Source organism: Lewinella sp. LCG006, from assembly GCF_040784935.1.
Taxonomy (GTDB): Bacteria; Bacteroidota; Bacteroidia; order Chitinophagales; family Saprospiraceae; genus Lewinella.
The window spans coordinates 3,967,832-3,981,856 of the sequence record NZ_CP160680.1 but is presented as its reverse complement, the minus strand read 5'-3'; the positions used below and the strand labels follow the sequence as shown (position 1 = coordinate 3,981,856).

Here is a 14,025-nt window from a genome sequence, read left to right as displayed (position 1 = left end):
ACACTAAAAGTGTCTACCTACGTCTAATTTTTTATTCTTTAACAATTGTTGTTGTTCCCGTAGATGCTGCGGATCGCCAGTTTAGAAAATAAATTCCTGGCTGAAGCCGACTGATATCTATGGTTTGAGATGTTCCGGATGACAAAGTCAAGTTTTGGACAATTCCCCCCCGGGTGTCCAAAATCCTGACTTCGAAATCCGACAACACCGTAGCCAATGGCGTAATCGTCAGGTTCGATCTTACCGGATTAGGGTAAGCTTTCACCTGCATTTCTGACATTGTTCGCGCTACTATCTTTATGGGTGAATAGGTAAATTCGCCCGAATAGTCATATTGAGTAAGGCGATAATAATTCTGGCCAGCTTGTGGTTGATCGTGATAAAATTGATAGCTTTTTTCTTGATCAATATCGCCAGCACCTTTTTGTTCGCCAATTACCGTAAAGTCACGGCCGTTGGTGGAATGCTCTACGGTAAAATAATCGTTGTCCACCTCGCCAGCCGTCACCCACTGCAATTGGGTTCTTGTATTTTCCTGAAGGCGGGCTTCAAAGGATACCAAGTTCACCGGTAGTGGTGATCCAGCAACGCCAGCACCCAAACCCACATTCAAAAAAGTGTTTAATTGTGCTTCCAGGGTAATATTGCTGGTATTGAAAGTTCCGTAAAGGGTAGGTTCCAGCGCAATAGTAAAGTCGCCAAAGTTAGTGCTGTTCACTGCACTAATGGGATGATCAGCGACTGTTACTATTTGCATCTGTGTTCTGGAACGGCCAGTAGCAATTTCCCAGGCGATAATTTCTGCTTGGGTAAAGTACATCCGAGCCGTAACCAACTGGAAAGTATTGGGAATATTTTCGGTAATAACTTGGAAAGTCTTGGCAGCCAGGGCATCACTGGTTTGGTTATTCCAAAATGTTACGGCATTGGCGCCTGCACTAGTGCGGCTACGATCAATCGTAACTTGGGTACAACCAAAGTCAAAATCACTCTCATTCTCGAGGATCATCAGTAGTCGACCACTGTTGGGATCATAAACATTCAAAGTGGCAAATGGCCCAAAATCATAGGCGGGCGGGTTGCTTGTATTCACTTCTTCTTGCACACTGACGGGTGCGCGGCTACTACCCCGAAGGCGAACATTGTCAATATTCAGTGGCGGATCCAAAGCCACCAATTCGTCATTCTCCCAACGGAAAGCTAGGCGTAAATTGGCACAGCCATTAGCAGCAGCAGGCAAAGCCAGCGACATGTCAGTAGCCATAGGCTCGTTGACCAATGGCTCACCGATGAGGGTCCAATTTTGGCCATTATCGGTAGAGAAAAGTACGGTGCCATAGTCAAAAAGATCACCTGAAGTAGCGTCCTGTTCACCAAAGCAAACATAATCAAAGGAAAGTTCTAGATTGCTAAAGGAAGAAGCATCAATAAGCGGAGAAATCAACATGACATTGGCCCCCGTCATACCATCGTAGCTATGCAAGTTGCCCGGCAAATCGGTTCTACTGATGTAAACACTTTGGACTAAACCCGTCATAGGGCTCCCTGCTACCCAAGTAACATTGGCCCCACCAATACTCTGCTGGGTCCAGCTACCCAAACCAGCGGAAAATCCTTCCTGAAACAAGGTAACGTTAGGTTGCCAACCAGCCAAGAGTGGAGGGTCGTCATCATCAGCAAGGAACAGGGTATGTTCTTGACGGTAATTGGCAGCAACACCAGCACCCGATACGTCGATAATTTCCAGGTTAATACTTTCCAAGGTCTCTATATTTGAGTCTTCTTGGATACTTACGAGAAGATTGGCGGAAGTGGATGTTTCTGATGAAAAAATAATGGTATTATTTGTCAATTCGTAATCATCACCGTCGGCAGAGCCTCCTACTACAGCAACCGTTACGGTGACAGTACCTGTAGGAATTTTCGAAATTTCCAGCCCGACAGCCACTTGCCGTACGTTGCAACTGCTGCCTTCCGAAACAGAACTGCGAGCAGTAGTAAAAGCAACATAAGACTGAGGAGGAAACAATGCTGGTGAAAAAGGCAGCTCCATTCGGCGTGGCGAATTCAGCATCACAGTACGAGCACGTGTCTTTTGGTCCTGGGTAAAAATGTTCATACAAGGGTCATCACTATAATCCATGTAGTTTTCAACCATGTCGGCAGTGGGTGCGTTGGGCAGATCACAGGGGGAAGTCTTGTCTTCGGGGCAGCCGTAGTTGGCCATATCGGAATTGGGCGTATCCTCACAAAAATCATCTTCAGAACAGCTACAACCAGGGATGGGGGCACCAAGATTACACCCCAAACCATCGCCCCAAATATGACGCAAGCCAATCCAATGTCCTACTTCGTGGGTAGCGGTACGGCCCAAATCATAAGGCGCATCGAGAATAAAAGTGCCATCATCCAAATCACTGGTACCAAAACTTTGGTAGCGAATAACAACGCCATCCGTAGTAGATGATTCGCCTGAGGTCGGCAGACCGGCTAGCCCGGAGCCCTCCGGAAACTGTGCATAACCCAAGGTACTATCATCGGGGGTCACAAATTTCACCGACCACATATTCATGTATTCGGTAGCTTCCCAGATGGTAGCTGGCTTAATCGTATTTTCCAGATCGTCGACCGTCACGCCATCCTGATTGATGTTGCGGCGATTGATCCCGTTGGTGGCCGATCCGTCGGGAGCCGTTTGAGCCATCACAAACTCTATTTCTAAATCTGCACCTACGGGGTTTTCATTGTACCCTCGCGAGCCAAAAACCTTGCGAAAATCTTCGTTCAACACCTGAATCTGAGACAAAGCCTGAGCATCGGTAATGTTGGGCGCAGTGCCAATCGGTTCTCCGTTGTGTAAAATATGAATCACTACCGGAATTTGAATGACGAGGTTTTTTTCTGGGCCCTTATTTTTCTCGGCTTTGTATTCCGCAATTTTTGGTGCCAGCCATTCTTCAAAAACCTGGATCGAAGGCAGACCGGGATTGTTCAGTTGGCGAATAGCATTTACTTCCACCGAGGAACAGCGCCGCAGACCATCGGGCCCAACGGCCTGTTCCTGGAGAAGTGTGGAAAAGGAAACTTGGGTGTATGTAACTCCCAGCACTAAAAAGATAGCCAGAAGTGTCGTGAGTAGTTTTTTGGAGGTATCAGTAGTCGTGTAGTTTTTCATAAAGCAATATTCTGTGTGTACGTTTTCTTTCTTGATATTTCAAAACTACGGGCAGAAGAAGGGTTTTCTTCTCTAATCTGATATTTGAAAAAGCATGGGAAAAAAAAGGAACCCAGTCGGAAAGCATCAACTTCCCGACTGAGGTTCCTGAAACTATAGACCCAGAAATGTATACTTATTCGACAATTAGTTTCTTACTGATTAGCTCGTCGCCAGCTTGCATCTGTACCAGGTAGATACCTGCAGGCCAGTTGCTTACATCTAATGATGCTTGCTGATCCTTCACCTGTGCAGCATAAACAACCTGGCCACGGGCGTCCATGATTCGTACAGAGGCTGCTGCTTCCGTCCAGTTGTTGCGGAAGATTTGCACCTTGGTAGCACTTGGATTAGGTGCTAGTTGGAAATCGTTGTCGGTTTCCACCGAAGTGATGTTGCGAGCATTTGGTGCCGTTTGTGGCGTAGTCGTTGCTCCCTGAAATGCTGCTGCATTGTTGGTAGCAATGAAGAGTACTTCGTCGGTAGCTTGTCCGGTAACGGCTCCATTGGCCATAGAGAAGCTAGCGGTATTGGTGGCGGTATAAGGGTCATTGACTAACTCTACATCATCGATGAACCATCCTTCGGCAGCAGTCAGCACATCCGAAGCGAAGCGGAAGCGCAGGCGCAAGGTCTGTCCAGCAAATGGGCTCAAATCCGCCATAGAATGAATAAACGTTCCAGAGTTACCGCCGAAGCAGAAACCATTGATCAGCGGATTGTCTGCTAATGCGACGAAGTTGTTGTAGCCATTTTCCACAAACAGTGGTCCGAGGTCGGTCCAGGTCAATCCGTCGTCGTTAGAGACTTCTACCAGGCCTCCGTCAAAGTTGGCTTCAGTATTGAAACGATGAGCAAAGCGCAGGTGGGTGCCGCTAGTAACGTTCATGGGCTCGTTCCAGGTCAGGGTGAGGTTGCTGAGGTTATCAGGGTTTGTGGTCTTAAAAGAATAGTCGCCGCTGAATGCATCCTCTGTTGTCCAGACAAACTGATTGAGACCGGGAGATGCCGTCCAGCCAAAAGGATTGGCTTCCAGGTCGTCACGCAGCAACATTTCGGCCGTGCTAGGGCTGTTGACACTCAATACAATCGTAATCGTGTGGGTGCTGTTTGCCGGTACACTAATGTTATTGAACTTCATCAATCCCTGCGAATTGCTGTAAGGCTGGCTAGCACTCACTACACTGGTACCCAAAGGCTTCTGATTGGTTACTTTGATACCACCAATTGAAGTCTCCGCATTGTTGATCACATTGATCTTCACTTCCATGGTTTCACCATTGGTAGCCAAGCTGGTTACTTCTGTGGTCATTTCTACTGAAGGCAGGCAGTAAGCGGGAGGCATATCAAAAGCTTCGATCTCATCACCGCGACTGTTGGTACCTGACTGTGCGCTGAAACCCAGGCCGCGCTTGGCAAATGCTTCCCAGATCAGGCACTTGTTGGCGCCACCATAAAGCAATTGATCAGCTGCCAGAATAGCATCACGCTGTTCCACGAAAGTGGGAGAACAAGGCTGTAGTTTAAGGCCCGTGACCACCAGTTGGATCGCTAAGTTGTTGCCACCATTGCCATTCACTACATCTGTATCATAACCGTAGGCGTCTACCAATTTGGCCGTCATCTCCCAGAGCATCGTAGCCCAGATGAACCCGACACCGTGAGGCGCAGAAATCTCGCTATTGTTCAGATCACCGTAAGTGTAATCGTTGACACCAAAGTCAGTGCTGTAACGAGCAGGGCGAATACCATCGCCGTCAGGTGCTTCACCGAAAACGTAAGAACCAATACCACGGCCCTCTGCAAATACAGCAGGCACCGTATTGGGGTTCATGGTGAACATATAGCCAAAGAAATCACTCCAACCTTCACCACTTTGCTCATCACCACCAAGGCAGGTAGCTGCTGGGCCGCCCGTCAGGCGAGTAGAAATACCGTGACCGTATTCGTGCAGAATAACACCGCTGTCAAAGTCACCATCAATCAGGGGCACTCCTGTCCAGAGAAACATCTGCATCCGGCCAGGCAAGCCATCTGCCAGGGTAAGGAAATTGGCATTATCAACACCTGAACCATCCTGTGCTTCCGCTAAAACGGCATCATTGCCAGCACCACCACGTCCGAAGTTGGTCGATTGAAAATTACCTGCTGCTTCGGTGAAACCGTAAGGATACAACATATCATGGATCAAGTTATTCCAGTAAAACAAGTTCGTGATGGCAGCATCACGGAAGGTAATAGGAGGCAGATTGAGGTCCGCATCAAAATCAAAAACCAATGGCTGCTGGCCGGGCAGACCACCGATAGAAGGAATACCGGTACTGAGCGGGCCGGGATCCTGGTACGCGTAGACATTGTTGCCTTTGGTAATATTGTGCTGTAAAATGCCATCGTTGTGCCAACCTAATGGAGAAGCTACCGGATCGCCGCTGGTACCTACCAGGGTGCGTTCTCCGAAAGTAGGGGCCTCTATAGGTGCATCGTACACGCGGTAAAAGTTGGTGCCAGAAAAAGCGGTAGAAGCCGTATTTGAAGTAGTATTCTTCAGGATTTGCTCCAGGCTGTTGGGCTGGTTGAGTTCACAGGCTTCTCCGTGGGTGTGGTCGTGGCCGTCTGCTTTACTAAACTGGCAGTGGATGACCATGTCCTGGCGGCTCAACTCGCGGCCACTGCGGGCATCGAGGTACATTTGCCAGTAGTTGTTTTCGTCGAGCGTGTAGATCCCTACTTCCCAGGCGAGGGTGAGATCACCACTCTGGTTGGTGAGATAGACCAGACGGGCAGGGATGTCCATTCCTGTATAAGCTGTTTGCTCAAAGACGTAGCTGTTAGCACTTTTTTCTGTTTTGAGGGTAAGTTTATCGGCGGCAATGCCCAGGTTACCCAATGCGGCTTCCACTGCTTCGGCTGCCCCTAGACTTGCGTTTTGCTGGCGGGCTTTGCTGGCGAGATTGGCTACAAAATGATCGACATGGTAGGCTAATTTCCCGGCGCCGTCAAAATGTAATCCACCTTGTGCTTCCACCACAGGAATGCCTTGGTAATGCTGTTGCACATAAACGTGCGTAAGCCCAGCTACTTTATCCGTATACTGAGCAGTAATGGCTAAATCATTAAAATCGGCAGCCTGCATACGGTCGCTCTTTTCCTTTAACAGTATCGACTTTACCTCGTCTGTGGTGTAGGTTTTCTGCGCCATTAATCCTGTACAAAACAGGAAAGCAACCAACAACAGGCTGCAGGGCTTCAGTAGGTTGTCATGTAGTAGTGTGTACGAATTCATTATTTGTGATTTAAAGTTTGTGGCAATTAAAAAGAGGTTTGTTTCAGCAGCTACGGCTCTTCCTCTTGTTACAAATGTGCAGCTATACAAGGCCAAAAGACCGCTCGTCTGATATTTGAAAAAGCATGGGAAAAAAAATTGGAAAATATTTTTCAGCCGGGGTGAGTTATTAAGTTGTTAATTTTTTTCATGAACATTTTTCAAAAAAAGTATCCTATGACTTACCAAAATGGAAGCTTCGCAACATTGATTATCCTAATGATTTTCAGCTTTTTATCCTGTGAAAAGGATCCAGACGACAGCCAACTACAAGGCGAGGTAGCCGTAGAAATCACTGATGCTCCAGTAGATGACGCAGGGGTGCAAGCCGTCTTTGTGACCATTGCCGACGTGCGTGTTGACGGGCAATCCATCAGTGGATTCTCCAAAACCTCACTGGATATTTTGGCTTACCAAAACGGGAATACCGAAATGCTGGGAGCGCTGAATCTAGACGCAAAGTCTTACAATCAAATCACGCTGGTGCTCGATTATGATACGGATGCCAGTGGCAACAGTCCCGGCTGTTATGTGGTCGACGAAAACGGCAATAAGCAGCCCATTCGCAGTACCAGCGACGAAGTGCGGATCAGCAATAACTTTGACATTATTGCCAATCAAACCACCCAGCTAATCATTGATTTTGATTTACGGAAATGCCTCACCAGAGAGAGCAATCCTACGCCACAAGACGAATACGAGTTTGTCAACAGCAGTCGTTTCAACAGTTCTTTAAGGCTCGTCAATCGTGCCGAAAGTGGTGTGATTGCCGGCAATTGCCAGGATTTCATCTCGAACAGTGAAACCTTGGTGGTGTTTGCTTACCGCAAAGGCACCTACACGCGTGCTAATGAAGTAAATGGAGAAAACGACCTAACGTTCCAGGGCGCAGTCACAAGTGCGGTAGTGGCCAGTAATGGTGATTATGAACTTCACTTTTTGGAGTCTGGTGAGTACGAAATTCACTTTGCAGCTTTCAAAGATGAAGACAACGACGGCACAAGTGACCTACAGGGTACGCTGCTGCTGGATGCCGTCTCAAGCATCGACCTCGGTGCCATTACAGTAGATGCTCAGGCTACGGTAACGGCCAATGTATTGGTCACTGGTTTGATTCCGCTTTAGGAATGTTGCTTGCTGTAATGAACAGTATTGTTATCATTTGAGTTACAAGGGTATCCATCGTTAACGACGGTTACCCTTGTTTCATATAAATGATAATTTGAAGGAATATATGTTGCGCCACGTCCATCATTTTATTTACCTTGCCGTTGAATAATACTTTAATGACTAACAATTTCGAAAAAAGGGATCAATTAGAGTTGCAAATTGCGCTCCTTCTCAGTCGGTCAGACCGTGCTGCGATTGATCTTATTTATCAGAATTACGCTGAAACGCTTCTGGGAGTTATTAAACGTATTGTAGGTTCACACGAGATCGCGGAAGAAGTCCTTCAGGATACTTTCCTAAAAATCTGGAAAAACGCACTAAAATACGAGCCAGGTAAGGGCCGGTTATTCACCTGGTTTGCCAACATTGCTCGTAATACGGCTATTGATAAAGTGCGTTCTGCAGGGTTTCGTAAAAACAAAGAAACCACTAGCACAGAAAATCTCGTAAGTATTGATGTATTGGGAAGTGAAGAGTCGCAAATAGCAGACGCTGGCCTCCAGAAAGTCCTCGACTCCATCGACCCCAAGTACCGCCAGCTGATCGACCTGGCTTATTTTCAGGCTTATTCCCAACGAGAAATCGAAGAAGAACTAGGTATTCCTCTGGGAACCATAAAAACCCGCCTGCGAAAAGCTATTGAATTGCTGCGCGAAAAACTTAAGGATGATCACCTCAAGCAATTGTTGACGGTCATTGCTACATTAACGAACCTTTTAAACGATTGGCACTGACGTGGACATCAAAGCATACATAGCATCTGGAATTTTGGAGCAATACGCTTTCGACTTGCTCTCTCCCACGGAGAGAAGCGAGGTGGAGGCCCATCTCCAGCAATATCCTGAGCTGGTAGAAGAATTGCGCCAGATAGAGTACGCCATAGAGAAATACCTTTCCCTATACCAAGACACTCCAAGCCCCGACTTTAAACAACGGCTTAACGATAGCCTGGAGAACGTCGTACCTGATCCACGCCCGACACCGCCGCCCCCTCCTTCCTCTAGAGGAGGCTTTAATGGATGGTTGATGGGGCTCGCAATTATTGCGCTGGCTGCCGCTGCCTGGTTGTTTTATGACAACCAGGAGAAAGATCGTAGCTATCAAGAATTGGCGATAGATTATCAAAACTTGCAACTAGATTGTGATGAAACCACCGAAACCAATCGTGGCCTACTCAACCAATTGCAAACCATTCGCCAATCGGGCAACAGCCTGATCCAAATGCGTGGTACGGATAAAGATACAACTGCCTTCGCATCGATCATCTATAATGCGGAAACCAGGAAGTCTTATCTTGATATCATCAACCTTGCGACGCCTGCTGCCGACAAGCAATACCAGCTATGGGCCATCGTAGACGGCACCCCAGTAGACATGGGCGTCTTTGATGTCACAGTTGATACCAGCAGCACCCTTCAGGAAGTACCCTTCATTGAAAATGTTCAGGCCTTTGCCGTTACGCTCGAGCCTCGCGGAGGTAGCGTAGTACCCACGCTGGAAGAGATGGTGGTGATTGGTACGACGGGGTAGGGATGCGATCCCGAGCATCGGGAGAGCACTCTAAACCTCCACATTCGTTTTCACCAACAACTTCTCCCCCTTTTGCAATACCGATTTGGGTAGGTTATCCTGAATAACATCCTTGAGTTTGAGCAGCAGCTGTTTTTTAGGGTTGTTGTTCAGAAAAATCATGCTGATCTCGCGGGCTCTCACGGGGCCAGCAATCTTTTTGATCATGTCTTCGTGGCTAGAAGAAACATTCAATGTCGCCAGTTCGGGCAGAAAAGTTAAGCCCCCTTTATGTTCTACGATACGTCGCAGGGCTTCGATCGAATTGCTACCATATTCCAATTGAGGCTTTTGCTTATTGAGGTAATTCAATTGACACATATTATTTACCTGATCACTGAAGCAGTTGCCTTCATTGAGCAGCCATAAATCTTCCATTTTTATTTGGTCCAGATTCACCTCTTTTTGCTGAAAAAGGGGATGTTTGTAAGAGATGTAAAGGAAGAATTTTTCAAAAAACAAAGGAACGTACTCAAACTCCAACTGACTGGCAATCGGCGTAGAGATAATGCCACCGTTCAGTTCCCCATCCAGAATACCACGTACGATTTCCTTGGTCATCATCTCCTGAACATTGAGTTTTATCCGCGGATGCTTTTGCTGCAAGTCTTGGATAAAAAAGGGGACCAGGTAAGGAGCCAGTGTAGGTATAATACCAATCGTCAAACTTCCCTCTGCATCCTCTTCCAGTTGCAGCGCGAACTCTCTGAGTTGTTGGGCTTCTAGTAGTAACATCTGGGCTCTTTCGAGAAATCGCAGCCCCAGGGGCGTTGTTTTAATAGGCTTGGTCTGCCGATCAAAAACAGCAAAACCAAGCTCGTTTTCCAACTTGGTAATCTGTTGACTAATAGCCGGCTGGCTAAGCCCTGCCCTTTTAGCCGCCTTACTAAAGGAACCTGTTTTAAGCAGAAAAAAAGCGTACTCAAGCTGTTGAAGGGTCATAATCTGTGGCAATTCAAGGTATAAGCAAATCTAATAACATTATCACTTGTATTAAAACTACTTATTGTATTTTTGAGATTGAACCTAAATAAAAGCAATGAATTTTTTCGATGCCATCCGTGTAGGTAACTTAGAAGAGGTAAAAACACAACTTGCTGCTCAACCCACTTTAGCAGAAGAAATGGACGCCCGTGGATTCACCCCCCTCGTTATGGCTACCTATAGTGGGCAGCTTCCTATTGTAAAAGAACTATTAAAAGCGGGTGCCGATATCGACGACCAAGCGGCATCTGGCAACACCGCCTTGATGGGTGTATGTTTTAAAGGATCAGAAGAAACTGTTCAACTGCTATTGGATCATGGTGCAGCGGTGAACATTCAAAATGAGCTAGGCGCTACGGCCCTCATCTTTGCTGCCACCTATGGCCATACCAACATCGTAAAAATGCTATTGGAAGCAGGTGCTGATAAAAATCTGAAAGATTCCAATGGAAAAACGGCATTACAACACGCCAAAAACCAGGCGTTGGTGGATGTGCTGAGTGATTAGCTTGGCTTTAGCAGCAGGTAAGAAATCCAACTCGCATCTGCTCGTCTGGTTTAAAAGGTAGAGGTATCCTAAAATGGTTAATACCCCTTAATAAGTGAAATGCTCACTGGTCCTCTTTTGGGGAGGGTAATTCCTTTATTCATCCATTATACAACTGTTCTTGCATGATCAGAATATATAATTGCCTACTTTTACTTATCCATCCTAAAACGTGCTCTCAACAATGAAAAAAACCATTATCGAATCTTGTGTGGAAACACTCGATGAAGCGATCACTGCCGCCAAGCGAGGAGCCGATCAAATAGAGTTGTGTAGCGACTTGGCCCAAGATGGCCTTACGCCCACACTCGCCCTTACCCAGCAGGTTTCAGCAGCAATAAGCATCCCCATCAAAGTGATGATCCGCCCCAGAGGAGGTAATTTCGTTTTCCAGCCGGAAGAACTGCGTAGCATGTGGGACAGCATCATGGAGTTTCGTAAAATCAATATCCAGCATTTCGTTATCGGGATGGCTACACCTGAAAACACCCTTGACATTACAGCCATTCGTGCGCTGTGCGAGGCTTTTCCGGAAGGGAAATTCACCCTTCACAAAGTGATTGACTACGTAACTGATCCGCTCGCCAGTATTCCTGCGCTCAATCAGATCCCCAATCTCACCAGTATACTTACCTCTGGTGGTGCACCAACAGCCCTCGAAGGTGCTGCCCAAATCATGGCCATGCAGAAGGCCTTGGCCCCTTCAAAACACATCATCGCTGCTGGCAAAATTACCCAAGACAATCTGGCCCTTGTGCAAAGCAGCATCCCCGTTCCCGCCTATCATGGGCGGAGGATTTTGGGGGAGTTGTGATCAATTCAATCCACCCTTATCTCATCCACAAAAAGCCACGATGGGTTCCCTCCTCCTTGTTGCCCTTGAGGTATGATGCCGAAGTTTTGGACTTCTATTTTTACGCACTGCGCTTTGGTCATCGGAAAATCAATTTGAGGACTTACCACCTTGCTTGCGCCTGTTAGCTGCCCTAACCTTCCAACCTCAGTGTAGCTTACTCCATCCTCGGAAGCAGCGACCACAACGCTGGCGGGCAGATAAATCCACTGGCCTTCTCCTTTGAAAAACCGAAAAGCAACTTCACTGATTTCTTTCATCGCACCGAGATCAATCGTTGCGATGAAGTCGTCGCCAGCAAAACCTAGCCATTCCTGATCGCCGTAGCGTTCATCACTGCCATTGATCCCATTGATGAGTGCCTGTGGCCCCCCACTACTGTATTTAGGGTGAGGGGCATTTACCAACGTAATGGCTTGCCCTGTAGCTTGGTGAAAACGAATTTCCTGCTGCCAGCTTCGCCCGATGGCTTTACCTTCCAGGTAATTTTGAGCGCTGATGGTCGTGGTGGAATCGATGAACAAGGCCGAGGTATAAACAGGGCTTTCGGGGCCAGGCACACTCCCGTCGAGGGTATAATGTAGCTGTGCATCTTGGGCAAGTGTACTCAGGTTGGTGGCAATACGGCCATCATTTGTAGTGATCTCTGCTTTGATTTCGTACAAATGATTCGCCGGTTTTATCCCCATCGCTTCCAAGCGTTTGAGGTGAGTAGTCAGGCGCACTACAAAATCTTCAAAAGCCCCCCTGTCCCCTGTCCAGAGCACTTCCGCTAAAGCGCAAAGGCGCGGAAATATCATGTATTCCAGCTGTTCCTCCGTCGTGATGTACTCCGTCCATAAATTCGCTTGTGCCCCTAGAATAAATTGGTGTTGCGATACCCGCAAACCTTCTGGAATTGGTTGGTAATGATAGACTTTTTCCAGGGTCGTCAATCCGCCAATAGCGATGGGTTCATCAGGATGATCGCTTTGGTAGTGATCAAAATAACAATGAGAACCAGGTGTCATGATCACATCATGGTTGGCATTGGCCGCTTCTATCCCGCCTTCGATACCTCTCCACGACATGATGGTAGCGTTGGGAGCAAGGCCTCCTTCCAGGATTTCATCCCAGCCAATAATTTGCTTTCCTATGCTGTTCAAATAAGCTTCTATCCGGCGGATGAAATAACTCTGTAGTTCATGCTCATCCTTCAACCCTTGTTCTTTCATCAATTGCTGACAAAAAGCACTTTCCTTCCAGGCCGACTTGGGGCACTCGTCGCCGCCGATATGGATGTATTTCCCTGGGAAAAGCGCAGCAACTTCGGTTAAGACATTTTCCAAAAAGGTAAAAGTCGTTTCAGTTGGGCAAAAAACATTTTCCGAGACCCCCCATTTTTGCCACACCTCAAAAGGCCCATCCGTACAAGCCAGCTCGGGATATGCAGCCAAAGCGGCCTGGGCGTGCCCCGGCAACTCTATCTCAGGAATAATTTGCACAAAGCGCTCTTCTGCGTAGCGGATAACATCCCTGATCTCTTCCTGAGTGTAAAACCCGCCGTAGCGCTGATCGTCAAACCGATGGGGTTGATCATTGTAGTGCCCGATCAAGGTACCGTTGCGAAAAGCACCCACCTCCGTCAGCTTGGGGTATTTTTTGATCTCTATCCTCCACCCTTGATCATCCGTAAGGTGCCAGTGGAAGGTATTCATTTTATGGTAAGCCAATTGGTCGATGATTTTCTTGACCGTCTCCACCGGGTAAAAATGGCGGGCGACATCGAGGTGCATGCCACGGTAGGAAAAACGGGGTGCATCTTCAATGGTGGCAGCGGGAATAAACCAGATACCTCCCGCCTGAGCATCATAAGACAGCAATTGCCGTATAGTTTGGACCGCATAAAACATGCCCTTAGCCGTAGCGGCTTCTATGCTTACCTGCTGCGGCGATATCAATAGTCGGTAGCCCTCCGGGGCTTCTATAGTGATGTCCTGGCGAAAGACGATCTGGTGCCCACTTGGAGCCTCCCTCTGCACTTGCCTTCTCCCAATTGCCTCCTCCAATACGGCCAACAATTGCTCCGCCACCGCTTCTATCTCCTCATTTTGATCTTCCACCAATACAGTAGTGGATTCATCTAAAATAAATTGACCTTCCGCTGGGGCCATTTTTTGGGGCAGTGGAATAACGACATATTGATGCGCTAAGTTGATCGGTGAAGAACCACACGATGTCAAGGTTACCGTGATGCAGAGAAAGAAAAAAATGGCTTTGTACATGGTATTTTATTTAAAAAGAAAAGAACAATTCCCCCAAATGTTTACAATACAGCTGGTCAGATTTTCAAGCTCCCATCCGTAACTATTACTATATTTATTCCT

At 47.3% G+C, this 14,025-nt stretch carries 9 protein-coding genes; 5 read left to right on the top strand and 4 right to left on the bottom strand.

Translation table 11 applies throughout. The features are described 5' to 3' along the window. Positions 1-31 precede the first annotated feature (31 nt). Complete coding sequence (locus AB0L18_RS14380) at positions 32-3,175, bottom strand: T9SS type A sorting domain-containing protein (RefSeq protein WP_367387997.1); 3,144 nt, start codon at positions 3,173-3,175, stop codon at positions 32-34. A 175-nt stretch (positions 3,176-3,350) separates the two neighbouring features. Beyond that, the gene (locus tag AB0L18_RS14375; protein ID WP_367387996.1) at positions 3,351-6,497 is read right to left on the bottom strand and encodes a M36 family metallopeptidase; all 3,147 of its coding nucleotides are present in this window, start codon (positions 6,495-6,497) and stop codon (positions 3,351-3,353) included. A gap of 216 nt (positions 6,498-6,713) precedes the next feature. Between AB0L18_RS14375 and AB0L18_RS14370 the strand changes: the two genes are divergently transcribed. The 3 genes from AB0L18_RS14370 (at position 6,714) to AB0L18_RS14360 (ending at position 9,236) form a co-directional block, all read left to right on the top strand. After that, positions 6,714-7,661: a DUF4382 domain-containing protein gene (locus AB0L18_RS14370; protein ID WP_367387995.1), complete on the top strand. Its 948-nt coding sequence runs from the start codon at positions 6,714-6,716 to the stop codon at positions 7,659-7,661. Between the two features lie 161 nt (positions 7,662-7,822). Continuing rightward, positions 7,823-8,440 (top strand): RNA polymerase sigma factor, encoded by a 618-nt coding sequence (locus tag AB0L18_RS14365; protein ID WP_367387994.1) that lies wholly within the window; start codon positions 7,823-7,825, stop codon positions 8,438-8,440. Position 8,441: 1 nt separating this feature from the next. Beyond that, a complete protein-coding gene (locus tag AB0L18_RS14360; protein ID WP_367387993.1) occupies positions 8,442-9,236 on the top strand; it encodes an anti-sigma factor in 795 nt (264 codons plus the stop codon). Positions 9,237-9,266: 30 nt separating this feature from the next. Here AB0L18_RS14360 and AB0L18_RS14355 read toward each other — a convergent pair whose 3' ends face one another. After that, entirely contained in the window at positions 9,267-10,217 is a 951-nt protein-coding gene (locus AB0L18_RS14355) for a LysR substrate-binding domain-containing protein (RefSeq protein ID WP_367387992.1), read from the bottom strand. Positions 10,218-10,314: 97 nt separating this feature from the next. Between AB0L18_RS14355 and AB0L18_RS14350 the strand changes: the two genes are divergently transcribed. Both AB0L18_RS14350 and AB0L18_RS14345 read left to right on the top strand, forming a co-directional pair. Beyond that, complete coding sequence (locus AB0L18_RS14350) at positions 10,315-10,767, top strand: ankyrin repeat domain-containing protein (RefSeq protein ID WP_367387991.1); 453 nt, start codon at positions 10,315-10,317, stop codon at positions 10,765-10,767. A gap of 223 nt (positions 10,768-10,990) precedes the next feature. Further along, positions 10,991-11,620: a copper homeostasis protein CutC gene (locus AB0L18_RS14345; protein ID WP_367387990.1), complete on the top strand. Its 630-nt coding sequence runs from the start codon at positions 10,991-10,993 to the stop codon at positions 11,618-11,620. 5 nt (positions 11,621-11,625) lie between these two features. Here the strand turns inward: AB0L18_RS14345 and AB0L18_RS14340 are convergent, their stop codons facing one another. Next, entirely contained in the window at positions 11,626-13,923 is a 2,298-nt protein-coding gene (locus AB0L18_RS14340) for a family 20 glycosylhydrolase (protein ID WP_367387989.1), read from the bottom strand. Positions 13,924-14,025 lie beyond the last annotated feature (102 nt).

Excerpts from the sequence above, each read along its gene's own strand:
- AB0L18_RS14380 (WP_367387997.1), bottom strand. The coding sequence starts at position 3,175 with ATGAAAAACTACACGACTACTGATACCTCCAAAAAACTACTCACGACA.
- AB0L18_RS14375 (WP_367387996.1), bottom strand. The coding sequence starts at position 6,497 with ATGAATTCGTACACACTACTACATGACAACCTACTGAAGCCCTGCAGC.
- AB0L18_RS14370 (WP_367387995.1), top strand. The coding sequence starts at position 6,714 with ATGACTTACCAAAATGGAAGCTTCGCAACATTGATTATCCTAATGATT.
- AB0L18_RS14365 (WP_367387994.1), top strand. The coding sequence starts at position 7,823 with ATGACTAACAATTTCGAAAAAAGGGATCAATTAGAGTTGCAAATTGCG.
- AB0L18_RS14355 (WP_367387992.1), bottom strand. The coding sequence starts at position 10,217 with ATGACCCTTCAACAGCTTGAGTACGCTTTTTTTCTGCTTAAAACAGGT.
- AB0L18_RS14350 (WP_367387991.1), top strand. The coding sequence starts at position 10,315 with ATGAATTTTTTCGATGCCATCCGTGTAGGTAACTTAGAAGAGGTAAAA.
- AB0L18_RS14345 (WP_367387990.1), top strand. The coding sequence starts at position 10,991 with ATGAAAAAAACCATTATCGAATCTTGTGTGGAAACACTCGATGAAGCG.
- AB0L18_RS14340 (WP_367387989.1), bottom strand. The coding sequence starts at position 13,923 with ATGTACAAAGCCATTTTTTTCTTTCTCTGCATCACGGTAACCTTGACA.